Here is a 22,043-nt window from a genome sequence, read left to right as displayed (position 1 = left end):
CCCTCGGGGGGCGGAAGCGTCGTACGTCACATTCCGCGATCCGTACGGCGCACGGGGCCGTGGGGGAAAAGCAAGACGGTCGGCATCGTGTGAACGATGCCGACCGTCTCGACTGGTGCGCGAGGGGGGAGTTGAACCCCCACGCCCTTTCGGGCACTGGAACCTGAATCCAGCGCGTCTGCCTATTCCGCCACCCGCGCATTGGGTGTGCTCCGGACCCTCTCACCTTTCGGTGTGAGCGCCTGGCGACATCTGAAGATTAGCACGTCGGAGACCGTGGATTCACATCCGTTGTTTCGGCCCCACTCGTGCAGAACAAGGTGAGGGGGGTGGAGGGAGGGGAAGCAGGGGAAGAGGGAGCGAGAAGCCCCTGAGGAGCAAGGGGGAGAAGCGTGGAGGAGGAGGGACGAAGGGGATGGACCGCACCGTCGTCCCGCACGGACCTCCGGACCGCGCCCCGGTTCCACAGCCGGGTGCGGGACACTGTCCACAGGCCGCCTCTACGATCCGTGGGGGAAGCCTGTGAGAGGTGACACTCGTCCACAGGGCAGAGAAGGGGAACCAGCCGATTTCCCGACGCGTGGATACGATCAGTAAGCAGTACCAGGACGACAACGACGGAGGAGGTGCCCCATGGGAGTCCTGAAGCGATTCGAGCAGCGCCTCGAAGGCTTGGTCAACGGCACCTTCGCCAAGGTCTTCAAGTCCGAGGTCCAGCCCGTCGAGATCGCCGGCGCGCTCCAGCGCGAGTGCGACAACAACGCGCAGATCTGGAACCGCGAGCGGACCGTCGTCCCCAACGACTTCATCGTGGAGCTGAGCACGCCGGACTACGAGCGTCTCAGCCCCTACTCGGGCCAGCTCGGCGACGAGCTCGCCGGCCTGGTCAGGGACTACGCCAAGCAGCAGCGGTACACCTTCATGGGACCGATCAAGGTCCACCTGGAGAAGGCCGAGGACCTCGACACCGGCCTGTACCGCGTCCGCAGCCGCACGCTGGCGTCGAGTACGTCACAGCAGCAGCCGCCCGCCCCCGGCCACCAGCAGCAGGGCCAGGGACAGGGCCGCGGCGGTTACGGATACCCCCCGGCCGGCGCCCCGCCCATGCCCGCGTCCCCGCCTCCCGGCGCTCCCGTCGGCCACCGGCCGACGGCACCCGGCGGCGCCCGGCCCGGCGGTCCCGTCGCCGTGCCCGGCACCGGCGCGGGCAGCGGGACGCGCCGCTGGATCGAGATCAACGGCAACCGCCACCAGATCTCCCGCCCGACCCTGGTCCTCGGCCGCAGCACCGACGCGGACGTGAGGATCGACGATCCCGGCGTCTCCCGTCGGCACTGCGAGATCCGGACCGGAACGCCCTCGACGATCCAGGATCTCGGATCCACCAACGGCATCGTGGTGGACGGGCAGCACACCACCCGCGCTACGCTCCGCGACGGCTCGCGGATCGTCGTGGGCAGCACCACCATCGTTTACCGGCAAGCCGAAGGGTGAAGCGGGGGCAATGTCAGAGCTGACCCTGACGGTCATGCGGTTGGGTTTCCTGGCCGTTCTGTGGCTGTTCGTCATCGTGGCCGTACAGGTCATCCGCAGCGACCTGTTCGGTACGCGGGTCACCCAGCGCGGTTCGCGGCGCCAGGAGGCACGGCCGCAGCAGGCCGCGCGCCAGGCCGCCGCGCCTCCGCAGCAGCGCGGCCAGCAGAGCACCGGGGGCCGCCAGCGCCGCGGCGCCCCGACCAAGCTGGTCGTCTCCGAGGGCACCCTCACCGGCACGACCGTCGCCCTCCAGGGCCAGACGATCACGCTGGGCCGGGCGCACGACTCGACGATCGTCCTCGACGACGACTACGCCTCCAGCCGCCACGCCAGGATCTACCCGGACCGGGACGGCCAGTGGATCGTCGAGGATCTCGGGTCCACGAACGGCACCTACCTCGACCGGACCCGCCTCACCACCGCCACACCGATTCCGCTGGGCGCGCCGATCCGCATCGGCAAGACCGTCATCGAGCTGCGGAAGTAGTACGAGAATGAGCGAGCGGAGCGAGCGAGCCGGGACCGCCACAGGCCGTTCCGCGCTCCCGACCGGAGCGACTGAAGCGACCGGAGCGACCGGAGGGTGGGCAGTGTGGGTCGAGACCGGCCGTACCCCGATGCAGCGTCGACAGGGCAGGTGCGCATGACTCTGTCCCTGCGATTCGCCGCGGGCTCGCACAAGGGCATGATCCGCGAGGGCAACGAGGACTCGGGCTACGCCGGGCCCCGACTGCTCGCCATCGCCGACGGCATGGGCGGCCAGGCGGCCGGCGAGGTCGCCTCCTCCGAGGTGATCTCCACCCTCGTCACCCTCGACGACGACGTCCCCGGCTCCGACATCCTCACCTCGCTCGGTACGGCGGTGCAGCGCGCCAACGACCAGCTCCGGATGATGGTCGAGGAGGACCCGCAGCTGGAGGGCATGGGCACCACGCTCACCGCCCTGCTGTGGACGGGCCAGCGGCTCGGCCTCGTGCACGTCGGCGACTCGCGCGCCTACCTGCTCCGCGACGGCGTCCTGACCCAGATCACCCAGGACCACACCTGGGTCCAGCGCCTCGTCGACGAGGGCCGGATCACCGAGGAAGAGGCCACCACCCACCCGCAGCGCTCGCTCCTCATGCGCGCGCTCGGCAGTGGCGACCACGTCGAACCCGACCTCTCCATCCGCGAGGTCCGGGCCGGCGACCGCTACCTGATCTGCTCCGACGGGCTGTCCGGCGTGGTCTCGCACCAGACCCTCGAGGACACCCTCGCCAGCTACCAGGGCCCGCAGGAGACCGTGCAGGAGCTGATCCAGCTCGCGCTGCGCGGCGGCGGCCCCGACAACATCACGGTGATCGTCGCCGACGTCCTCGACGTCGACGGCGGCGACACCCTCGCCGGTCACCTCAGCGACACCCCGGTCATCGTGGGCGCGGTCGCCGAGAACCAGGCCGCCCAGCCGAACGACGGCGGCGCCATGCAGACCCCGGCCGGCCGGGCCTCCGGCCTCGGCCGCACCGCGCCGCACCAGCAGCCGCCCGCCGGCGGCTTCGGGCCGCCCGGCAGCGGCGACGACCACGGGTACGGCGGCATGCCGCCGCAGGGCTCCTTCGAGTCGTACGCGGACGCCGACTTCGAGAAGCCGCGCACCGGCCGCAAGTGGCTCAAGCGCTCCTTCTTCCTCGTCCTGATCCTCGCCGTCGCCGGCGGCGGGCTCTACGGCGGCTGGCGCTGGACGCAGACGCAGTACTACGTGGGTGCCAAGGACCAGCACGTCGCGCTGTACCAGGGCATCAGCCAGGACCTGGCGTGGATCTCGCTCTCGAAGGTCGAGAAGGACCACCCCGAGATCGAACTCAAGTACCTCCCCGCCTACCAGCGGAAGCAGGTCGAGGACACGATCGCGGGCGGCAGCCTCGGCAAGGCCGAGACGAAGATCTCCGAACTCGCCCTGCAGGCCACGGCGTGCAAGAAGACCGAGCAGCAGCGCGAGGCCGCCGAGAAGGCCGCCGCGACCAAGCCGCCGGCCACCAAGCCCGGCGACACCGCCACCCCCGACTCCAAGCCCACCACAGCCGCTCCCTCCCCGGGTCCCACCCTCACCGCGGAGGAGCAGAAGCTGGCCTCGAACTGCGGCAAGCAGTAAGCACCCGTAGGGGGCCTTTCACCACCATGAGCGTTGTCACCAACACGACCACCATCGGCGCGATCGAGGCGCCGAGCCGCCGCAACACCGAGCTGGCCCTGCTGGGTTTCGCCGTCGTCATCCCGGTGTTCGCCTACCTCAACGTGGGCCTGGCCATCGACGGCAAGGTCCCGTCCGGCATGCTCGGCTACGGCCTCGGCCTCGCGCTCCTGGCGGGCGTCGCCCACCTCGTGGTGCGCAAGTGGGCCCCGTACGCGGACCCTCTGCTGCTCCCCCTCGCCACCCTGCTCAACGGCATGGGCCTGGTGCTGATCTGGCGGCTCGACCAGTCGCCGCGGCTGATCGCGACCTCGATGCGGCTGTACGACAGCTTCAGCCCGGACGCACCGAAGCAGATGATGTACTCGGCCATCGGCATCGCCATGTTCGTCGGCATGCTGCTGTTCCTGAAGGACCACCGGGTCCTCCAGCGCTACACGTACATCTCCATGGTGGCGGCGCTCGTGCTCCTGCTGTTGCCGTTGGTGCCGGGCCTCGGCTCGGCCGTCTACGGCGCCAAGATCTGGATCAACGTCGCCGGGTTCTCCATCCAGCCGGGTGAGTTCGCGAAGATCGTGCTCGCGATCTTCTTCTCCGGCTACCTGATGGTGAAGCGCGACGCCCTCGCTCTTGCCAGCCGCCGCTTCATGGGGCTCTACCTGCCGCGCGGCCGCGACCTCGGCCCGATCCTGACGATCTGGGCGGTCAGCCTCCTCATCCTGGTCTTCGAGAACGACCTCGGCACCTCGCTGCTGTTCTTCGGCATGTTCGTGATCATGCTGTACGTGGCGACCGAGCGGACCAGCTGGATCGTCATGGGTCTCCTCATGTCGGTCGCGGGCGCGGTCGGCGTGGCCTCCTTCGCCGGCCACGTGCAGGACCGTGTGGACGCCTGGGCCGATCCGTTCGGCTGCGCCAAGGAGGGCATCGCCGCCTGCCAGCAGATGAGCCAGGTCATGATGTCCTTCGGCTCCGGCGGCATCCTCGGCACCGGCCTCGGCCAGGGCAACTCGGACCTGATCGGCTTCGCGGCCAACTCCGACTTCATCTTCGCCACCGTCGGCGAGGAACTGGGTCTCGCCGGTGTGATGGTCTTCCTGCTCATCTACGGGCTGATCATCGAGCGGGGTGTCCGCACCGCGCTCGCCGCCCGCGACCCCTTCGGCAAGCTGCTCGCGATGGGCCTCTCCGGCGCCTTCGCGCTCCAGATCTTCGTCGTCGCCGGCGGCGTGATGGGCCTCATCCCGCTCACCGGTATGACCATGCCGTTCCTCGCGTACGGCGGATCATCGGTGATCGCCAACTGGGCCCTGATCGGCATCCTGATCCGGATCAGCGACACCGCCCGGCGCCCCGCGCCCGCGCCCGCCCCGTCCCCCGACGCCGAGATGACCCAGGTGGTCCGTCCGTGAACAAGCCGCTGCGGCGGGTCGCGATCTTCTGCGGCCTGCTCGTCCTCGCCCTGCTCCTGCGGGACAACTGGCTCCAGTTCGTCCGCGCCGACGAGCTGAACACCCACCCGACGAACAAGCGCGTCCAGATCGAGCGGTACGCCAACGCCCGCGGCAACATCATCGTGGACGGCAAGCCGATCACCGGCTCCGTGGACTCCAAGGACCCGTACTACAAGTTCAAGCGCACCTACATCGACGGCCCCATGTGGGCCCCGGTCACGGGCTACGCCTCGCAGGCCTACGACGCCAACCAGATCGAGAAGATCGAGGACGGCATCCTCACCGGCAACGACGACCGGCTGTTCTTCGACCGCACGCTCGCCATGTTCACCGGCGAGAAGAAGAAGGGCGGCGACGTCGTCACCACCCTCAACGGCGCCGCGCAGAAGGCCGCCTTCGAGGGACTGGGCAGCAAGACGGGTGCCGTCGTGGCGATCGAGCCGAAGACCGGCAAGATCCTGGCGATGGCGTCCACCCCGTCGTACGACCCCTCGACCTTCGCCGGCTACTCCGGCAAGGACGAGAAGGCCTGGGTCGCGCTGGAGAAGGACAAGAACAAGCCGAAGCTGAACCGCGCGATCCGTGAGATCTACCCGCCCGGCTCCGTCTTCAAGGTCGTGACCGCCGCCGCGGCGCTGGAGAACGGCGCGGTCACCGACATCAACGCGCCGACCGACACCCCCGACGGCTGGAAGATCCCCCTCTCCACCAAGGAGATGGTCAACCACGCCCAGGGCTGCGCGAAGGCCAGCCTCAACCGGGCGCTGGAGATCTCCTGCAACTCGGTGTTCGCGAAGCTCGGTGACGACATCGGCCGCGACAAGATGGTCGAGATGGCCGAGAAGTTCGGCTTCAACGCCGAGCAGTTCACCCCGGTCCGCTCCTCCGCCTCGGTCTACGACAAGCAGGCCGACCGCGGCGGCAACGCGCTCTCGTCCATCGGCCAGTTCAACACCGCGACCACCCCGCTCCAGATGGCGATGGTCACGGCGGCGATCGCCAACGACGGCAAGCTGATGAAGCCGTACATGATCGACGAGCTGCGCGCCCCGAACGTCGACCTGATCAAGAAGAACGAGCCGGAGGAGATGAGCCGGCCGGTCTCGCAGAAGAACGCCCAGCTCCTCCAGGAGATGATGGAGAACGTCGTCTCCAACGGCACCGGCGGCAAGGCCGACCTGAACATGGACGGCGTGAAGGTCGGCGGCAAGACGGGCACGGCCCAGCACGGCGAGAAGAACGCCAAGCGTCCGTACGCGTGGTTCATCTCGTACGCGAAGACCTCCGAGGGCTCCCCCGTCGCGGTCGCCGTGATCGTCGAGGACTCCGCGGGCACCGACCGCGAGGACATCAGCGGTGGCGGTCTGGCGGCCCCGATCGCGAAGGCCGTCATGAAGGCGGTCCTGAAGAGCAGGGGCTGATCGCCGACCCGGTACGGGCCAGGTACCGGTCGGGTATCAGCTGGCGGCCCCGGGCGGAACGCATTCCCGGGGCCGGTACCGTATCCGCGAACAGCACACACCGCCGGACCACCCATGGGTGCGGTCGGGACAGACGGAGAGGGCTGGATTAGCTATGGAAGAGCCGCGTCGCCTCGGCGGCCGGTACGAGCTGGGCTCGGTGCTCGGCCGTGGTGGCATGGCCGAGGTGTACCTCGCCCAGGACAGCCGGCTCGGCCGCACCGTCGCCGTGAAGACGCTGCGGGCCGACCTGGCCCGCGACCCGTCCTTCCAAGCCCGGTTCCGCCGTGAGGCACAGTCCGCCGCCTCGCTGAACCACCCGGCGATCGTCGCGGTGTACGACACCGGCGAGGACTACGTCGACGGGGTCTCCATCCCGTACATCGTGATGGAGTACGTCGACGGGTCGACCCTGCGTGAGCTGCTGCACTCCGGTCGCAAGCTGCTGCCCGAGCGCACCCTCGAGATGACGGTCGGCATCCTGCAGGCGCTGGAGTACTCGCACCGCGCCGGCATCGTGCACCGTGACATCAAGCCGGCGAACGTCATGCTGACGCGCACCGGCCAGGTCAAGGTCATGGACTTCGGCATCGCGCGCGCCATGGGCGACGCGGGCATGACCATGACGCAGACCGCCGCGGTGATCGGCACGGCCCAGTACCTCTCCCCCGAGCAGGCCAAGGGCGAGCAGGTCGACGCCCGCTCCGACCTGTACTCGACGGGCTGCCTGCTGTACGAGCTCCTCACGGTCCGGCCCCCCTTCATCGGTGACTCCCCGGTCGCGGTCGCGTACCAGCACGTCCGCGAGGAGCCGCAGCCGCCGAGCAACTTCGACGCCGAGATCACGCCCGAGATGGACGCCATCGTCCTGAAGGCGCTGGTCAAGGACCCCGACTACCGCTACCAGTCCGCCGACGAGATGCGCGCGGACATCGAGGCCTGCCTCGACGGCCAGCCGGTCGCCGCGGCGGCCGCGATGGGCATGGGGATGGGCATGGCGGGCGCGCCCGCGTACGGCGGGGGCTACGGCGGCTATCCGCCGGAGGACCAGCCGACCACGGCCCTGCGCCAGGCGGACCCGGCCGGCCAGACGTCGATGATGCCCCCGATCAACCAGGACGACGGCTACGGCTACGGCTACGACGACCGTCCTGACCGCCGTCGCGGCGGCCAGAAGAAGTCGAACACCTCGACGATCCTGCTGGTCCTCGCGGGCATCCTGGTGCTCGTCGGAGCGATCTTCATCGGCGTCTCGCTCTTCGACAAGCAGGAGGGCACGCAGCAGGTCACCGTGCCCCAGCTGGTCGGGCAGGACGTGAAGGCGGCGACGGGTCTGGCGGGCAACGCCCAGGTGAAGGTCAGCCAGGCCGGCACCGAGCGCTGCGACCAGCCCAAGGGCCTGATCTGCCGGCAGACCCCGGTCTCGGACAACGTGCAGAAGATGGACGTCGGCGGCACCATCCAGGTGTACGTCTCCGAGGGCGCCCCCCTCGTGGAGGTCCCGGACGTCGTCGAGCAGTCCGAGGAGCGCGCCAAGGAGAGCCTGGAGAGCAAGGGCTTCAAGGTCAAGGTCGAGCAGCAGGAGTCGGACGAGGACCCCGGTACGGTCATCAGCCAGAACCCGCAGAGCAACACCAAGGCGGAGAAGAACTCCGAGGTGACGATCACCGTCGCCAAGAAGAACCAGGTCACGGTGCCGCCGGTCGTCGGCAACCAGGTCTCCCAGGCCGAGCAGCAGCTCAAGGACCTCAAGTTCGTCGTGGTCACCGAGTACGTCGACTCCGACCAGCCCAAGGACCAGGTCCTCTCCCAGACCCCGGACGGCAACAGCAAGGCCGCCGAGGGCTCCGAGGTCAAGCTCCGCGTCTCCAAGGGCCCGCAGCAGACCCAGGTCCAGATCCCCACGGGTCTGACCGGCAAGAAGTTCAAGGACGTCCGGGACCAGCTCCAGGCCCTGGGCCTGACGGTCATCCAGCAGAACTCGGACAAGGAGGACGCCATGGTCCTCGGCACCAACCCGCCGGAGGGGTCGATGGTCAACACCACCGACCCGGTCACCGTCATCACGATAGGCGGCGGGGGCAACGACAACGGGGACAACCGCGGCGGCGGATTCTTCGGCTGACCGAACGCCCGACGGCCTGAGGGCCTGAGGGCCTGAGGGCCTGAGGGCCTGAGGGCCTCGCTCACGGCAACGGGAGAGCCCCGGCATCCAGGACGGATGCCGGGGCTCTTTCGTTCGTGCCGCGCTAGCGCAGTTCCGCCGGCGGCGTCCGGTCGCGGTCGACCTTCTCCGCGCGCTCCAGTTCGCCCCAGACGATGTAGCGGTAGTCCGAGGTGTACAGGGGGGTGCAGGTGGTCAGCGTGATGTAGCGGCCGGGCTTGTTCTTGCCGGATTCCCTGGGGACGGGCTGGAGGACGTCGACGTTGAACTTCGTGGTCTCGGGCAGCGTCTTGTAGACCTTGTAGACGAACCAGGTGTCCTTGGTCTCGAAGACGATCGAGTCCCCGGTCTTCAGCTTGTGGATGTTGTGGAACTTGGCGCCGTGCCCGTCCCGGTGCGCGGCCAGGGTGAAGTTGCCCTGCGCGTCCTGCGGGAGCGCGGACTTGATCGGGTCGGTGTAGTAGCCGGCGACGCCGTGGTTGAGGACGTCGGCGCCGGTGCCCCGCTTCACGAGGACCTCGCCGTTGTCCATGGCGGGTACGTGGAGGAAGCCGATGCCGTCCTTGGTGTCGAGCGCGCCGGGGCCCTGGTCGGCCCACTGGTCGCGGACCTGGGCGCCGTCCTTGTCGGCGGCACGGTCGGCGAGGACGTTGGTCCACCACAGCGAGTAGACGACGAAGAGTCCGAGCACCAGGCCCGCTGTGATGAGGAGTTCGCCGAAGACGCTGATCATCCCGGCGATCCGGTTGCGCGCGCGTGCCACTAGGTCGTCCCGTCGTCCCGTCCGGAGGTGTGGGGTCTCAGCCTACGAGCGCTTCCGGCTTTCCCTTGCTGCGCGGGCGTTCCTCGACCAGCTTGCCCCACACGATCATGCGGTACGTGCTGGTGAACTCGGGCGTGCAGGTGGTCAGCGTGATGAACCGGCCGGGCTTGGTGAAGCCCGAGCCCTTCGGGACGGGTTCGATGACCGAGATGTTCGACGGCGAGGTCTGCGGCAGGATGCTGGCCATCTCGTACGTGTAGTAGGCGTTCCGCGTCTCGACGACGATCGGGTCGCCGGGCTTCAACTGGTTGATGTAGCGGAACGGTTCGCCGTGGGTGTTGCGGTGGCCGGCGACGGCGAAGTTGCCCTGCTTGTCGGAGGGCATGGCCGTCTTGAGCTTGCCCTCGCCGTAGTGGCCGACCATGCCCTTGTCGAGGACCTTGGCCTTGCTGATGCCCTCGGCGACGGGGACGACGACGTCCAGCTTGGGGATGTACATGATGGCGAAGCCCTCGCCGGGTTCGAAGGCGCCCGGCTTGCCGTCGTCCTTCTTCCCGCCGTCGTCGTCCTGGGCCCAGGTGTCCTCTATCTGCTCCTTGGCCCGGTCGGTCTCCTGACCGGCGAGGACGTTCGTCCACCACAGCTGGTAGGTGACGAAGAGGAGCATGACGACGCCGAAGGTGATGAAGAGTTCTCCGACGGCCCGGCTGGCGACGACGCCGGCGCTCTCCTTGGCGGCGCGCGCCGCGCGGCGGGCCTCGACGCGGGAGAGGGGCCGGGCCTCGCCGGCGGCTTCCGCGGGGGCGGTGGGCGCGGCGGCGCTCCTGCCCCTGCCCCGGCCGCCCTTGGCCGCACGGCGCCGCTCGGCCCGCCCGGGCCCGGGAAGGGGCTCCACGGCCCGTAGGGGCATCGTCTCGTCGTGCCGGACCCGCGGGGGCTCCGGGGGCTCCTCGGCGGCGTACGGCTCGTCCACGGCCTCGCGCGGGGACTCGTAGCCCGCCGCGGACCCCTCCGGGGCGACGTAGGCGGGCTCGTACGCGGAGGCGGGCTCGTACGCGGAGGCGGCCTCGGGCGGGTAGGACGCGGGCTCGTACGTGACCCGCGCCGGCTCGGGCCCGTACGAGACCGGCGCGGGGCCGGGCTCGTACGACGAGGGCTCGGGCCGGTAGGGCGCCTGCTCCGGGGCGTACGGCGTCGACTCGGCCTGGTACGGCGTCGGCTCGTATCCCGTCGCCGCGGGCGCGTGCGGCTCCTGCGCGTACGGCGTCGACTCCTGCGCGGGCAAAGGCTCCTGCGCGTACGGCGTCGGCTCGGGCGCGTGCGGCGACGGCTGCCCGTGGCCGTACGGGTCCGCTGGTATCGGCTCGGGTTCCGGCGTGTTCGCCGCACGGAACCACGGCGAGCCCGTCGTCACGCGACGGCCTTGCCCACCACCGGCGCGAGCCCCGCCGACCGGCCGACCGCCCCCTTGTCGCCGCACTGCTCCAGCCAGTTGGCGAGCATCAGGTGACCGTGCTCGGTGAGGACCGACTCGGGGTGGAACTGAACGCCCTCGACGGGCAGCTCGCGGTGGCGCAGGCCCATGATGATGCCGTCCTCGGTCCGCGCCGTGACCTCGAGCTCGGCCGGCAGCGCGGCGGGCTCGGCGGCCAGCGAGTGGTAGCGGGTCGCGGTGAACGGCGACGGCAGACCGGCGAAGACGCCCCGGCCCTCGTGCGTGACGAGCGAGGTCTTGCCGTGCAGCAGTTCGGGCGCGCGGTCGACGACACCGCCGTAGGCCACGGCCATCGACTGCATGCCGAGGCAGACGCCGAAGACGGGCACACCGGTGGCGGCGCAGTGCCGGACCATGTCGATGCAGACCCCCGCCTGTTCCGGGGCGCCCGGGCCGGGCGAGAGCAGGACGCCGTCGAAGCCGTCCTGGGCGTGGCTCAGCCCGACCTCGTCGTTGCGGAGGACTTCGCACTCGGCACCGAGCTGGTAGAGGTACTGAACGAGGTTGAAGACGAAGCTGTCGTAGTTGTCGACGACGAGAATTCGCGCGCTCACTGGCCGTCCACCGTCACATCGTTGAACGGAAGCAGCGGCTCCGCCCAGGGGAACACGTACTGGAAGAGGACGTAGACGACCGCGAGGACCAGCACGATCGAGAGCAGCGCCCGTACCCACGCGTTGCCCGGCAGATGCCGCCAGATCCAGCCGTACATGACGTCGACCGCCCCTTCCGTTCGTTACGGGGACCAGAGTACGGGTCGGCGGGGCCGTGCAGGGTCAGCTGTCCAAAGCCTGTGGACGACCGTCGGTCACCGGCCGGGTGGCGTCGAGATGAGCCCAGACGACCAGCCGGTGGCTGCTGCCCCACTCGGGGTCGCAGGTGGTGAGGGTGAGGTAGCGGCCCGGCCCGTCGAAGCGGGATTTCCTGGGGACGGGGTCGACGACCGCGACGTCGCCGGGCACGGTCCGGTGGGGACCGCGGTCGACGCGGTACGTGAACCAGGTCGTCCCGTCGGTGAGGACGACCGCGTCCCCGGGGCGCAGCCGGGGGAAGTCCTTGAAGGGGTCGCCGTAGGTGCGGCGGTGGCCCGCGACGGCGAAGTTCCCGGTCTCGCCGAGCCGCCCCGTGGCCGCGTAGTGCCCGAGGCCCTTCTTCAGGACGCCGGTCCCGGTGCCTTCGAGGACGGGCCACTTCCAGTCCCGGCCGAGCCGGGGGACGTACATGACCGCGATGCCCTTGCCGGGGACGTAGGGCGGCCGCACGCGCGCGGGTGCGGGTCCCGGCGCGGCCGGGACGGGGGTGGCCGCCCACTCGCGCTGGAGGGTGTCGATCTGGGCGGCGCCGGCGATGCCGGCCTGGACGCCGGTCCAGTACAGGACGTAGGCGACGAAGAGGACGATGAGGGTGCCGACGGTGAGGCACAGCTCGCTGAAGGTCCGCACGACGAGACGCAAGCGGCCCTCCCGCTCTCCCGCTGTCAGCTCACCGGCTGCGCGTAGTGGAGGTCCACTGTGCCCGAGTAGCCGGGAAGAGTCACCGCCCGGTGCTCGTCGACTTTCCAGCCGAGCCCGTACGCCTTCACGTACAGCTGGTAGTTCTGGATCGCCGGGGAGTCCGCGAGGGCCTTGGTCAGCTTCCCGCGGTCGCCGACGGCGGTGATCCTGTACGGCGGCGAGTAGACGCGGCCCTGGAGGATCAGGGTGTTGCCGACGCAGCGCACGGCGCTGGTGGAGATGAGCCGCTGGTCCATCACGCGGATGCCCTCGGCGCCGCCCTGCCACAGCGCGTTGACGACGGCCTGGAGGTCCTGCTGGTGGATGACCAGGTCGTTGGCCTGCGGCTCGGGGTAGCCGGGGGCGGCCTGCGCGTCCGGCGGGGCGTCGTTGAGGGTGACGGTGAGGCCGGAGCCGGAGACCGCGGTGGTTCCCGCCGCCGCTTCGAGTGCGTCGAGCTTCGCGTCCTCCGCGCGGGTGGATCCGTCGTCGCGCGCGGCGAGGGCGTCGACCTCGGAGCGGAGGGTGGCGGTGGACTCGTCGAGGCCGGCGTTCTTGTGGCTGCGTTCCTCGATCAGGTCGGAGAGCCTGAGCAGCGAGGCGTCCGTGCGGATGTTGGTGCCCTTGGCGGTGTTGAAGCTCGTGACGAAGATCAGTCCGGCGAGGGCGAAGACGGCAAGCGTGAGCACCCGGACGGGGCGCCACCTCGTGGTGCTGCCCGGCCCTTCGGGAGTGGCGGCGGAATTGCTCAACGTACCCTGATCCCCTTCGGTGCCGCGGAACCACTACGCTAACGGACGCCTGGGGGACGCAGTCGTCCTCCTTCGTCACATCCCGGCGCCAGCCACAGTTCCCTGCGCGGTCACGCAGCGCATCGACAGGAGAGTCCCTCGTGCCGAAGTCACGGATCCGCAAGAAGGCCGACTTCACGCCCCCGCCCGCCAAGGCCACCAACATCAAGCTGACGAATCGCAGCTGGGTGGCGCCCGTGATGTTGGCGCTGTTCGCCATCGGGCTGGTGTGGATCGTGGTCTTCTACGTCACCGACGGTTCCCTGCCGGTCGAGTCGATCCGGAACTGGAACATCGTGGTGGGCTTCGGCTTCATCGCGGCCGGCTTCGGCGTCTCCACGCAGTGGAAGTAGCGGCGATCTAGCGGCCGTACCGGCTGCTCGTCAAGCTCTCCCCTGAACTTATCCACAGTGTTGTGCACAGCACTGGATAACTTACGAAGATCTGTGGATAACTCGCACGAGGTTGACGCCGGTATGACCGGAATCACCCTCGGCTCAACGCGCTGCGCCCCTCACCTCTCTGGAGAAATTCCAGGTCAGAGGTGGGGGCGCGGTCTTTCCCCCAGATCTGGGGAGATTCGCCACACGCTGTGGATAACTCTGGGGAAAGCTCACAGAAGAGCTCTTCCACAGCCCTGTGCGCTCAGGTGAGCGCGGCCGAGCGGGCGAGCACGATCCCCAGGTCGAGCAGCAGCACCGCACCACAGGCCGCGTACTGCACCGGGCGCCGGCGTGCCGAGGGCGCGTGCAGCATCGCGTACGTGACGAGGGCTCCCGCGACGAGACCGCCGACGTGCGCCTCCCACGAGATCCCCGGACGGGTGAAGGTCATCAACAGGGACAGGGCCACGAAGAGGACCACCGGCCGCATGTCGTGACGGCGTCTGCGGGCCAGCACCACCCAGGCGCCGATCAGCCCGTAGACGACGCCGGAGGCGCCGAGCGAGGGCTGGTTGGGCTCGGCGAGCAGATAGGCGAGCACACACCCCGAGAGACCGGAGAGCAGGCACAGCGCCGCGAACCGGACGCGCCCCAGCTCGGGTTCGACGATCCCCCCGAACACCCACAGGCCGATCACGTTGAAGAGGATGTGCCAGACCTCCTGGTGGAGGAAGGCGGCGGTCAGCAGCCGGTACCACTCGCCGTCCGCGACGCCGACGATCTCGCCCAGCACCGGGCTGAAGGCGTAACCGATGAGATCGAGCTCGGCGACGAGCCGGTCCCCGACCGCCAGCACCGCCAGGTAGACCGCGAGGTTGATCCCGATCAGGATCTTGGTGACGAAGTGGCCGTCCTCCGCCACCCGGCCGCCCGCGAGCGTCCTCGGCTGGTTGGCGCCGGGGGCGTGACCGGTCCCCGAGCCGCTGCGCACGCAGTCGGGGCACTGGAAGCCCACGGAGGCGGAGATCATGCACTCCGGGCAGATCGGCTTGTCGCAGCGCGTGCAGCGGACGCCGGTCTCGGTCTCGGGGTGGCGGTAGCAGCGCGGCAGGCCGGAATGCGGTGTGCCGGAAGGTCGCGGATCCATGGGAGGTGCCGTCCCTTCCGCCTCAGCGCTTCTCGATCACCACGGACTCGACGACCACGTCCTGGACGGGACGTTCGGTGTGCGGGTCGGTCTCGGCGGTCGCGATCGCGTCCACGACCTTCCGGCTCTCCTTGTCCACGACCTCGCCGAAGATCGTGTGCTTGCGGTTCAGCCAGGTCGCGGGGGCGACGGTGACGAAGAACTGCGAGCCGTTGGTGCCCGGGCCGGCGTTGGCCATCGCCAGCAGGTACGGGCGGTCGAACTGGAGCTCCGGGTGGATCTCGTCCGCGAACTCGTAGCCCGGGCCGCCGGTGCCGTTCCCGAGCGGGTCGCCGCCCTGGATCATGAAGCCCTTGATCACCCGGTGGAACGCAGTGCCGTCGTAGAGCGGGTCCGAGGAGACCGTGCCGGTGGCGGGGTGCGTCCACTCGCGCCCGCCGGTCGCGAGTTCGACGAAGTTCCGGACCGTCTTCGGGGCGTGGAACGGCATCAGCCGCACCTCGATGTCGCCCCGGTTCGTCTTCAGGATCGCGTACTGCTGCTCGGCCACGGTCGCCTTCCGTCCACGTCGTGTCGCGTCATGCCACGTCTGTCTGGCGAGTCCGATCCTCGCATGCCCCGGCCGCCCGGCCGCCATGCCCCGGATGCCCGCCCCGCATGCCGGACCGCGATCCGAGGGGCATGATTCCGAAAAGGATGGAAAGGTGAAAAACCGACATCGTCGCCACCGAGGAGGAGGAATCCCGTGACCCGCATGGAGAGCGTGCGCGCCGCGACAGATTCGGCGAAGGAGAGCGTCCTGCACGCCGCGGAAGTGGTGGCGCCGTACGCCGGCACGGCCAAGGACCAGGCCACGCACTACGCTCACGAGGCGCGTGAAGCGCTCGCGCCGAAGGTCTCGAAGGCAGCTCGGCTGTGCCGAGCGCAGTACGACTCGTACGTCGCACCGCATGTGCCGCCACGGGTCGACGCGGCCGCGCACACCGCGGCGGTCAAGACCCGCTGGGCCGCCCGTCAGGCAGCCGACTACACCGTTCCGCGTGTCGAGAGCGCGGTCGCCGCGACCGGTCCCGTCCTCGGGGAGGCGGGGTCGCGTTCCACTGCCGCCTGGGCCGCGCTGCGCGGTCAGGTGACGCCGAAGGAAATCCGGAAGATCGTGAAGAAGCACGAGCGTCGGGCCAAGGCCGGTCGTGTCGTCAAGGGCGTCGCCGTCCTCGGCGTACTGGCCGTCGGCGCGTTCGCCGTCTGGAAGTGGTGGGACAAGCAGGCCAACCCCGACTGGCTGGTCGAGCCGCCCGCTCCCACCGAGGTGGAGGAGGAGACCGTACTGACGTCCGTCGACGGCAGTGTCAGTTCCCTCGACCCGGAGGTGGAGGCCAAGCAGACCGAGGCCGAAGCCGCGGCCGAAGCCGAAGCCGCCGAACGCGACGACAAGCGTCGCTGACCGACCGGGTTCCTGCTGGGTGACGCCTGGATCCTGCGAAGCACTACTGAGCCCTACGAGGTACGGCTGGTCCTGCCGGGTCCTACGAGGTACGGCTGGTCCTGCCGGGTCCTACGAGGTACGGCTGGTCCTGCCGGGTCCTACGAGGTACGGCTGATCCGGCTGAGTCCTACGGGATGCCGCTGGTTCCGCCCCACAGGGCGGGTGCGGGTGCGGGGAGTACGCGTGTCGTCTCCCCGCGCCTTACGCCGCCGCGGCGAGGGCGAGGTCCGTGAGGGCGGCCGGGTCGCTTTCGGTCACGGGCGTGGAGGACGACCGCCGACGAGCGGAGGGGGAGGAGCCGTGGGCCTCGGCGGCGATGCGCTGCTTGAGGGTCGGCGGCAGCGAACGGTCGCCGGCGAGCGGCCACTGGTGCGTCCGCTGCGCCGGTACGGAGGCGGGTGCCCGCTCGGCCGTGGTGGCGGGCGCGGACGCGGCGGCGGGACCGGCCGGCTCCTCGGGCTGCTGCACCGCGGGCTGCTGAGCGGCGGCGGCGGTGCCCGTCAGGCCGACGGAGGCGAGCAGGGCGAAGAGGACGGAGATGAAGGCGGCCCAGAACTGCTTGACCTTGGCGGTGGCCATGACCCCTCACTTTCGTGATGTTCTCGGATGGTTCATTTCGGATTGCGCGCTTTTCGTACCTTCCTCATGATGTGGAGGCACGTCCGATTTCCGCGGACCGACGCCACCACCGCGCGGTTCTTCCGATGAACACCACCCGTACGGGCCAACACGTGCCCCACCGGCACGGGACATCGCTGCCGACTCTCCGCCGGACCGGCCCCGCGAGCAGGGCAAAAAAAAGACCCCCCGACCGCGTTTCCGCAGGTCAAGGAGGTCTTTTCCGAGTGGAGCCTAGGGGAGTCGAACCCCTGACATCTGCCATGCAAAGACAGCGCTCTACCAACTGAGCTAAGGCCCCGGAACGAGGACAGCGTACCCGGTCACCCCCCATGTCCGGCAAAAGGATTGGGACTCCCGGTCGGCGACCACTCTCCGTAAGATGCTGACCGAGGTTCGCAGTGGCGAACCGCAGGGATGGGGAGAAGTGATGGACACAGCGCAGCAGGAAGCCACGGCAAGAGCCAGAGAGCTTCAGCGCAGTTGGTACGGGGAGCCGTTGGGGGCGCTCTTCCGTCGGCTGATCGACGATCTCGGGCTCAACCAGGCCAGGCTCGCGGCCGTCCTCGGGCTCTCCGCGCCCATGCTGTCCCAGCTGATGAGCGGCCAGCGGGCCAAGATCGGCAACCCTGCGGTCGTCCAGCGTGTCCAGGCCCTCCAGGAGCTCGCCGTCCAGGTCGCCGACGGCAGCGTCAGTGCCGCCGAGGCCGCCGACCGGATGGACGAGGTCAAGAAGTCGCAGGGCGGTTCCGTCCTCACCGGCACCGGTCCCACGGCCCCCGGTTCGGGCGCTCCGACCGTGCGCCGCGTGGTCCGCGAGATCCAGTCGCTGCTGCGCTCCGTGGCAGCCGCCGGCGACATCATCGACGCGGCCGACTCCCTCGCCCCCGCCCATCCGGAACTGGCAGAGTTCCTCCGGGTGTACGGCGCCGGGCGCACCGGGGACGCGGTCGCCCACTACGAGTCGCACCAGAACTGACGCGGGGCCCGGCGACCGGGCCCGCACCACCGAGAGACGACGCACGGGGAGCGGACGCAGCGCGATGGGTGAGGTCTTCGCTGGTCGGTACGAGCTGATCGACCCGATCGGACGCGGTGGGGCGGGTGCGGTGTGGCGGTCCTGGGACCACCGGCGCCGCCGTTACGTGGCGGCCAAGGTGCTCCTCCAGAGCGACGCGCACACGCTGCTGCGCTTCGTCCGCGAGCAGGCGCTGCGGATCGACCACCCGCACGTGCTCGCTCCGGCCAGCTGGGCGGCCGACGACGACAAGGTCCTCTTCACCATGGACCTGGTGGCCGGCGGCTCGCTGGTCCACGTCGTCGGCGACTACGGCCCGCTGCCGCCCCGCCTCGTCTGCACCCTCCTCGACCAGCTGCTGTCGGGGCTGGCCGCGGTGCACGCCGAGGGCGTCGTCCACCGGGACATCAAGCCGGCCAACATCCTGCTGGAGGTCACGGGTGCCGGACGGCCCCACCTGCGGCTCTCCGACTTCGGCATCTCCATGCGGAAGGGCGAACCCCGGCTCACCGAGACCAACTACGTGGTGGGGACGCCCGGCTATTTCGCGCCCGAGCAACTCATGGGCGCGGAGCCCGACTTCACCGCCGACCTCTTCGCCGTGGGCCTGGTCGCGCTCTATCTGCTCCAGGGCCGCAGCCCGGACTCCCAGGCCCTGGTCGAGCACTTCGTCGCGCACGGCACCCCGGGCGCCCCGGAAGGCATGCCGGAGCCCCTGTGGCAGGTGCTGGCCGGACTGCTCCAGCCGGACCCGCAGGCCCGGTTCCGGACGGCCACGGGCGCGCGCAAGGCGCTGAGCGCCGCCGTCGAGATGCTGCCCGAACCGATCCCCGGCGAGCAGCCGATCGACATCCGCGACCAACTGGGCCCGCTGCCCGCCGGCTTCGGGCCCCAGGGCCCGACGGGCCCCGCCGCACCGGGAACCCCCGCCGCCCGGACCTTCCCCTCCGACGCGGTGCCGTCGTCCGCGACCGCTCCCCCCGTGCCCCCTCCCACTCCCGTGCCCGGCCCCGTACCGCCTCAGCAGCAGTCCGCGCAGCCGCAGGCACAGCCGTATCACCAGCCACAGCCACATCCCGCGTTCCAGCCCCAGCAGGTGCCGGTCGCCTCCGAGACGGGCAGCTTCCACCTGCCCCCGCCGGTCCGGCATCCGACCACCTCCCTCGACCAGGCCCCCACGTCGGCGGCGCCGTACGGACAAGCCCCTACTCATCCATACACCGCTCGACCCGATCAGGTTCCCGGCCGGCCGGCCGGACCCGCGCCGTCCGCCCCGGTACGCCGGCCGGGACCGCCCCCGAAGGTGACGGTCCCGGTACTCCTGCTCGCGCTCGTCTGCCTCGCCGTCGGCTTCTGGGCCCTCACCCAGACCTGAGCCGCCCCGCGCCCTCACCCAGACCTGCGCACCCCGCCCCGGGGCCCGAGCCGCCCCGACACTCCTGAGCCGCCCCCCCGGGACCGGCAGCGCCCCTCGCCCACCCCCCTGGGGCCCGGGGCCGCCCCGAGCTCGCACTACGGGCCGCCTAGGCCGCCGTCCGCCTCCGCGCCAGCAGCGTCCACGCGCCGAGGCCGAGCAGCAGCACGGTCCCGCTGCCGATCCCGGCCGCCGCGAGGACCCGCATGGAACCGCTCCGCTCCGCCTGCTCCGCGGCCTGCGCGCCGCTCGTTCCGCTCGCGGCCGCGTCCCGGTCCCCGGCGGTCACCGCGAAGGCGCCGGGGTCGCCGTCGTACCCGGGACCGGCCTTCGGGGTGCCCATGAGGTTGACCCGCAGCGTCAGCGGGACCGGCTTGTCCCCGTACTCCTCGGCGATCTCCGGGTTGAGCGTGGCCGACAGGTAGTACCAGCCGGCGAAGCGCATGCCGCTCGTGGCCTCGTCGTACGCGGTGCGGTTCTCGTGCGCCACCGGCCGCTGCGGGCCGAGGGCGACCGTCGCGGGCTTCCCGTTGTAGCTTCCGGTGTTCTCGTCGACGTGGCCGAGCGCCGGGTTCTCCAGGGAGAGCACGAGCGCGTAGCTCACGTACTCGTCCGCGGCGGCGCTGCTGCCGAGCTCGGCGGTGGCGTAGAGCTGCTGTCCCCAGTCGACGGGCACCCGGTAGAAGAGGGTCTGGCCCGGCCGGATGTCCGACCTCCACTCGCCCTGTGTCAGCGAGGCGGCGTCGTGGACGCCCGCGCCGCCCTGACGCTGCTCGGGGCCGCCCGTCGGGGGCGCCGGGGTGGCGGAGGACCAGGTCTCCGGAAGCTCGGTCGGCCCGGCCTTCCTGAGCGGCGGCTCGGACAGGTGCCGGACCTCCAGCTCCCAGTCGTCCGGGGAGGAGGTCGCCTTCTGCTCCCGCTCGACGAGGACGTAGAACGCGCCCGCCTTCTGGCAGGTGGAGCCGTCCGCGTCGACGATGCGGCGGGCGTACGCGGAGAGGGGGCGCGGGTAGGCGGCCGACGCGAAGCCGACCTGCTGGTAGCCGCACTCGGTGCCGGTGCCGTCCTGCATGCTCACCCGGATGCCGTCGCCGTAGTCGACCTTGCCGCCGGTCTTCGGGACGGCGACCACGGAGACGTACGCGTTCCGCTTGTCGTCGAGATCGACCCGGTAGTAGACCTTGCCGTCCTTCTTCAGGGTGCCGCGGTAGGTCCCCCCGGCCTTCAGCTGCGGCGCGTCCGAGCTCGAGGCGGCCCCCTGGACGCGCTGGGCGGTGCTGTCGAAGGTGTACGGGGGGAGGGCGGGCCCCTCGGCCGCCCTCGCCTGGCCGGGCAGCGCGGCCACGGTGCCCACCGCGGCGGCCGCCGTGAGCAGGGCCCCCGCCCTCCGGCCGATCCCGGCCTGCGTCTTCACACGAGCTCCTTCTCTTCACTCAAGCAAGCGATCACATTGCTCAGGCAAAGCGAAGCCCCGGCCCGCTCACGCGCGGCCGGGGCTTCACCCACAGATGGTCTTCGTCTCAGACACCCGAACCTGCGGGCACGGAGTCGGTCGCCTCCGTCCACAGGTCCTGCTCGGCGCGATCCGCCTGGATCTGGCGGTACACGAGGAGCCCGCCGATGGCGGCCAGTGCGACCAGGAGAAGCTTCTTCACCGCGCGACCTCGTCTTTCGTTGACGTAGGAGACTTCTGACGCCCACTCTACACATCGACCGATACCGATCGGTGACCTGTACGAGCTTCAAACCTCCAACGCGCCCCGGACAAACAAATAGGCCCGGACGGAGTAACCGTCCGGGCCTATCTTCATTGTGGGGCTAACAGGATTTGAACCTGTGGCCTCATCCTTATCAGGGATGCGCTCTAACCAACTGAGCTATAGCCCCGCCGCGCTGTGCGGTGTGTGTCCCGCGCGCTGACTCCTGAACATTAGCGCACGTGGGGGCCAGTCCCAAAATCCGTATCCCCGGACGGCCCCCCGCGGGCTACTCGTCCTCGGCCAGCGTGAGCTCGACACCGCCCACGAAGCCCGCCGACAGGTTGTAGATGAACGCGCCCAGCGTCGCCAGGGCGGTCATCAGGACCACGTCGATCACGGCGATCACCGAGGTGAACATCAGCACCCTCGGCAGCGACAGGAACGACTGCAGGTCGAAGCCGTTGGACTCGTTGGAGCCCGTGGCCTCGCTGATCGTGCCGCCGACCGTCGAGAAGACGCCCATGGCGTCCATGACCATCCACAGCACCGCCGCGGCCACGACCGTGCAGATGCCCAGCGCGATGGAGAGCAGGAAGCTCACCTTCATCACCGACCACGGATCGGCCTTCGCCACCCGCAGCCGCGCCTTGCGCGTACGGGGCGTCGTGCGCGCCCCCGTACGCGGCCGGCGCACGGCACCGGTCTGACCGCCCGCCGTGCCGCCCGGCGCCGGAGCGCCGTACGCCTGCGGCGGGTGGTACGGGCCGCCCTGCTGCTGCGCTCCCGCGCGTTCGCCGGGCAGCGGCCCGTTGTACGTCTCGTAGGACGAGGGCTGCTGCCCCCGAGTGTCCGTCACCGCAACCCCCTGGGAGTCCGTGGCGGGGCCACGGGCGCCGTTCGCTCCAGCACCAGCAGAAGCTCCGGCGGCCGCCGATCCGGCGCCCGTGGCTC

General features: G+C 70.3%; 22 protein-coding genes and 3 tRNA genes. 10 read left to right on the top strand and 15 right to left on the bottom strand.

Annotation, left to right across the window (positions count from 1 at the left end; genetic code table 11):
* Positions 1-113: 113 nt before the first annotated feature.
* Positions 114-200: transfer RNA gene (locus AC067A_RS12680), tRNA-Leu, on the bottom strand.
* 433 nt (positions 201-633) lie between these two features.
* Between AC067A_RS12680 and AC067A_RS12675 the strand changes: the two genes are divergently transcribed.
* The 6 genes from AC067A_RS12675 (at position 634) to pknB (ending at position 8,745) form a co-directional block, all read left to right on the top strand.
* A complete protein-coding gene (locus tag AC067A_RS12675) occupies positions 634-1,494 on the top strand; it encodes an FhaA domain-containing protein (protein WP_478618388.1) in 861 nt (286 codons plus the stop codon).
* A gap of 10 nt (positions 1,495-1,504) precedes the next feature.
* Positions 1,505-2,023 carry an FHA domain-containing protein FhaB/FipA gene (locus AC067A_RS12670; protein ID WP_017240369.1) on the top strand — a complete coding sequence of 173 codons (519 nt, stop codon included), beginning with the start codon at positions 1,505-1,507 and terminating at the stop codon, positions 2,021-2,023.
* A gap of 156 nt (positions 2,024-2,179) precedes the next feature.
* The gene (locus AC067A_RS12665; RefSeq protein ID WP_478618384.1) at positions 2,180-3,667 is read left to right on the top strand and encodes a Stp1/IreP family PP2C-type Ser/Thr phosphatase; all 1,488 of its coding nucleotides are present in this window, start codon (positions 2,180-2,182) and stop codon (positions 3,665-3,667) included.
* Positions 3,668-3,693: 26 nt separating this feature from the next.
* Entirely contained in the window at positions 3,694-5,118 is a 1,425-nt protein-coding gene (locus AC067A_RS12660) for an FtsW/RodA/SpoVE family cell cycle protein (RefSeq protein ID WP_478618382.1), read from the top strand.
* Positions 5,115-6,581 carry a peptidoglycan D,D-transpeptidase FtsI family protein gene (locus AC067A_RS12655; RefSeq protein WP_478618380.1) on the top strand — a complete coding sequence of 489 codons (1,467 nt, stop codon included), beginning with the start codon at positions 5,115-5,117 and terminating at the stop codon, positions 6,579-6,581. The genes AC067A_RS12660 and AC067A_RS12655 overlap by 4 nt, the downstream gene beginning before the upstream one ends.
* A 154-nt stretch (positions 6,582-6,735) precedes the next feature.
* Positions 6,736-8,745, top strand: a complete 2,010-nt coding sequence (pknB, locus tag AC067A_RS12650) for a Stk1 family PASTA domain-containing Ser/Thr kinase (RefSeq protein ID WP_478618377.1) — start codon at positions 6,736-6,738, stop codon at positions 8,743-8,745.
* 124 nt (positions 8,746-8,869) lie between these two features.
* Here the strand turns inward: pknB and AC067A_RS12645 are convergent, their stop codons facing one another.
* The 6 genes from AC067A_RS12645 to AC067A_RS12620 all read right to left on the bottom strand — a co-directional run bounded on the left by AC067A_RS12645 (position 8,870) and on the right by AC067A_RS12620 (position 13,287).
* Positions 8,870-9,547 carry a class E sortase gene (locus AC067A_RS12645; RefSeq protein WP_478618374.1) on the bottom strand — a complete coding sequence of 226 codons (678 nt, stop codon included), beginning with the start codon at positions 9,545-9,547 and terminating at the stop codon, positions 8,870-8,872.
* 37 nt (positions 9,548-9,584) lie between these two features.
* Positions 9,585-10,961, bottom strand: a complete 1,377-nt coding sequence (locus AC067A_RS12640) for a class E sortase (RefSeq protein WP_478618371.1) — start codon at positions 10,959-10,961, stop codon at positions 9,585-9,587.
* Positions 10,958-11,596, bottom strand: coding sequence for an aminodeoxychorismate/anthranilate synthase component II (locus AC067A_RS12635; RefSeq protein WP_478618368.1), 639 nt, complete (start codon positions 11,594-11,596; stop codon positions 10,958-10,960). The genes AC067A_RS12640 and AC067A_RS12635 overlap by 4 nt, the downstream gene beginning before the upstream one ends.
* The gene (locus AC067A_RS12630) at positions 11,593-11,754 is read right to left on the bottom strand and encodes a hypothetical protein (protein ID WP_017240377.1); all 162 of its coding nucleotides are present in this window, start codon (positions 11,752-11,754) and stop codon (positions 11,593-11,595) included. The genes AC067A_RS12635 and AC067A_RS12630 overlap by 4 nt, the downstream gene beginning before the upstream one ends.
* A gap of 64 nt (positions 11,755-11,818) precedes the next feature.
* Positions 11,819-12,496 (bottom strand): class E sortase, encoded by a 678-nt coding sequence (locus AC067A_RS12625; RefSeq protein WP_478618364.1) that lies wholly within the window; start codon positions 12,494-12,496, stop codon positions 11,819-11,821.
* A gap of 23 nt (positions 12,497-12,519) precedes the next feature.
* Positions 12,520-13,287, bottom strand: coding sequence for a DUF881 domain-containing protein (locus AC067A_RS12620; RefSeq protein ID WP_478618361.1), 768 nt, complete (start codon positions 13,285-13,287; stop codon positions 12,520-12,522).
* Positions 13,288-13,427: 140 nt separating this feature from the next.
* On the opposite strand from AC067A_RS12620, the gene crgA reads away from it, so the two are divergent.
* Positions 13,428-13,679 (top strand): cell division protein CrgA, encoded by a 252-nt coding sequence (gene crgA / locus AC067A_RS12615; protein WP_017240380.1) that lies wholly within the window; start codon positions 13,428-13,430, stop codon positions 13,677-13,679.
* Positions 13,680-13,971: 292 nt separating this feature from the next.
* Here crgA and AC067A_RS12610 read toward each other — a convergent pair whose 3' ends face one another.
* Both AC067A_RS12610 and AC067A_RS12605 read right to left on the bottom strand, forming a co-directional pair.
* Positions 13,972-14,856 (bottom strand): rhomboid family intramembrane serine protease, encoded by an 885-nt coding sequence (locus AC067A_RS12610; protein WP_478618357.1) that lies wholly within the window; start codon positions 14,854-14,856, stop codon positions 13,972-13,974.
* A gap of 22 nt (positions 14,857-14,878) precedes the next feature.
* Positions 14,879-15,406: a peptidylprolyl isomerase gene (locus AC067A_RS12605; RefSeq protein ID WP_478618354.1), complete on the bottom strand. Its 528-nt coding sequence runs from the start codon at positions 15,404-15,406 to the stop codon at positions 14,879-14,881.
* A 195-nt stretch (positions 15,407-15,601) separates the two neighbouring features.
* Between AC067A_RS12605 and AC067A_RS12600 the strand changes: the two genes are divergently transcribed.
* Positions 15,602-16,300: a DUF5324 family protein gene (locus AC067A_RS12600; RefSeq protein WP_478618352.1), complete on the top strand. Its 699-nt coding sequence runs from the start codon at positions 15,602-15,604 to the stop codon at positions 16,298-16,300.
* A 243-nt stretch (positions 16,301-16,543) separates the two neighbouring features.
* Here AC067A_RS12600 and AC067A_RS12595 read toward each other — a convergent pair whose 3' ends face one another.
* Both AC067A_RS12595 and AC067A_RS12590 read right to left on the bottom strand, forming a co-directional pair.
* Positions 16,544-16,921, bottom strand: coding sequence for a DUF6344 domain-containing protein (locus AC067A_RS12595; protein ID WP_478618350.1), 378 nt, complete (start codon positions 16,919-16,921; stop codon positions 16,544-16,546).
* A 267-nt stretch (positions 16,922-17,188) separates the two neighbouring features.
* Positions 17,189-17,261 (bottom strand) — tRNA-Ala (locus AC067A_RS12590).
* Between the two features lie 129 nt (positions 17,262-17,390).
* Between AC067A_RS12590 and AC067A_RS12585 the strand changes: the two genes are divergently transcribed.
* Together AC067A_RS12585 and AC067A_RS12580 are read left to right on the top strand one after the other, a co-directional pair.
* Positions 17,391-17,939 carry a helix-turn-helix domain-containing protein gene (locus tag AC067A_RS12585; RefSeq protein WP_478618347.1) on the top strand — a complete coding sequence of 183 codons (549 nt, stop codon included), beginning with the start codon at positions 17,391-17,393 and terminating at the stop codon, positions 17,937-17,939.
* Positions 17,940-18,003: 64 nt separating this feature from the next.
* Positions 18,004-19,353: a serine/threonine-protein kinase gene (locus AC067A_RS12580; protein WP_478618345.1), complete on the top strand. Its 1,350-nt coding sequence runs from the start codon at positions 18,004-18,006 to the stop codon at positions 19,351-19,353.
* A gap of 148 nt (positions 19,354-19,501) precedes the next feature.
* Here AC067A_RS12580 and AC067A_RS12575 read toward each other — a convergent pair whose 3' ends face one another.
* From AC067A_RS12575 to AC067A_RS12560, 4 genes are all read right to left on the bottom strand, one after another.
* Positions 19,502-20,806, bottom strand: a complete 1,305-nt coding sequence (locus AC067A_RS12575) for a hypothetical protein (RefSeq protein WP_478618342.1) — start codon at positions 20,804-20,806, stop codon at positions 19,502-19,504.
* 106 nt (positions 20,807-20,912) lie between these two features.
* Positions 20,913-21,047, bottom strand: coding sequence for a DLW-39 family protein (locus tag AC067A_RS12570; protein WP_003958712.1), 135 nt, complete (start codon positions 21,045-21,047; stop codon positions 20,913-20,915).
* Positions 21,048-21,205: 158 nt separating this feature from the next.
* A tRNA-Ile gene (locus AC067A_RS12565) sits at positions 21,206-21,279 on the bottom strand.
* A gap of 99 nt (positions 21,280-21,378) precedes the next feature.
* Complete coding sequence (locus AC067A_RS12560) at positions 21,379-21,948, bottom strand: DUF3566 domain-containing protein (protein ID WP_478618340.1); 570 nt, start codon at positions 21,946-21,948, stop codon at positions 21,379-21,381.
* Between the last annotated feature and the right edge of the window lie 95 nt (positions 21,949-22,043).

Source organism: Streptomyces sp. NPDC043176, assembly GCF_056436715.1.
Note: the sequence above shows the minus strand (reverse complement) of the source record. Positions and strands in the feature narration are given on the sequence as shown.

What these genes read in the sequence shown, in the direction of transcription:
- AC067A_RS12675 (WP_478618388.1), top strand. Translation starts at nt 634, where the DNA reads ATGGGAGTCCTGAAGCGATTCGAGCAGCGCCTCGAAGGCTTGGTCAAC.
- AC067A_RS12670 (WP_017240369.1), top strand. Translation starts at nt 1,505, where the DNA reads ATGTCAGAGCTGACCCTGACGGTCATGCGGTTGGGTTTCCTGGCCGTT.
- AC067A_RS12665 (WP_478618384.1), top strand. Translation starts at nt 2,180, where the DNA reads ATGACTCTGTCCCTGCGATTCGCCGCGGGCTCGCACAAGGGCATGATC.
- AC067A_RS12660 (WP_478618382.1), top strand. Translation starts at nt 3,694, where the DNA reads ATGAGCGTTGTCACCAACACGACCACCATCGGCGCGATCGAGGCGCCG.
- pknB (WP_478618377.1), top strand. Translation starts at nt 6,736, where the DNA reads ATGGAAGAGCCGCGTCGCCTCGGCGGCCGGTACGAGCTGGGCTCGGTG.
- AC067A_RS12630 (WP_017240377.1), bottom strand. Translation starts at nt 11,754, where the DNA reads ATGTACGGCTGGATCTGGCGGCATCTGCCGGGCAACGCGTGGGTACGG.
- AC067A_RS12610 (WP_478618357.1), bottom strand. Translation starts at nt 14,856, where the DNA reads ATGGATCCGCGACCTTCCGGCACACCGCATTCCGGCCTGCCGCGCTGC.
- AC067A_RS12595 (WP_478618350.1), bottom strand. Translation starts at nt 16,921, where the DNA reads ATGGCCACCGCCAAGGTCAAGCAGTTCTGGGCCGCCTTCATCTCCGTC.
- AC067A_RS12585 (WP_478618347.1), top strand. Translation starts at nt 17,391, where the DNA reads ATGGACACAGCGCAGCAGGAAGCCACGGCAAGAGCCAGAGAGCTTCAG.
- AC067A_RS12580 (WP_478618345.1), top strand. Translation starts at nt 18,004, where the DNA reads ATGGGTGAGGTCTTCGCTGGTCGGTACGAGCTGATCGACCCGATCGGA.